Below are 280 nucleotides of genomic sequence, written 5' to 3'. Positions count from 1 at the left end.
CAGCTTGATCCAGATTTTTAAAGAGCAAATATCTCAAACATCACCCGAAGATGAGTTTTGAGATATCAGGGTACGCGTCTTTCACTCACGAACCAGCAAGTGGCGTCCCCTAGGGGATTCGAACCCCTGTTACCGCCGTGAAAGGGCGGTGTCCTGGGCCTCTAGACGAAGGGGACACTGAAGTCTCAATCGCAAGACGCCTTGCTATTCACTTTTCATCAGACAATCTGTGTGAGCACTACAAAGAACGTTTCTTTAAGGTAAGGAGGTGATCCAACCG

Annotated in this window: 1 tRNA gene; it reads right to left on the bottom strand. The window is 48.6% G+C overall.

The annotated features are described in order from the left end of the window. Positions 1 to 100 precede the first annotated feature (100 nt). A tRNA-Glu gene (locus FDX04_RS12200) sits at positions 101 to 176 on the bottom strand. Positions 177 to 280 lie beyond the last annotated feature (104 nt).

Source organism: Citrobacter sp. wls615 (assembly GCF_005281355.1).
In the GTDB taxonomy this organism is placed as follows: domain Bacteria; phylum Pseudomonadota; class Gammaproteobacteria; order Enterobacterales; family Enterobacteriaceae; genus Citrobacter; species Citrobacter werkmanii.
The sequence above is the reverse complement of the archived record's forward strand: the minus strand, read 5'-3'. Positions and strand labels throughout refer to the sequence as shown.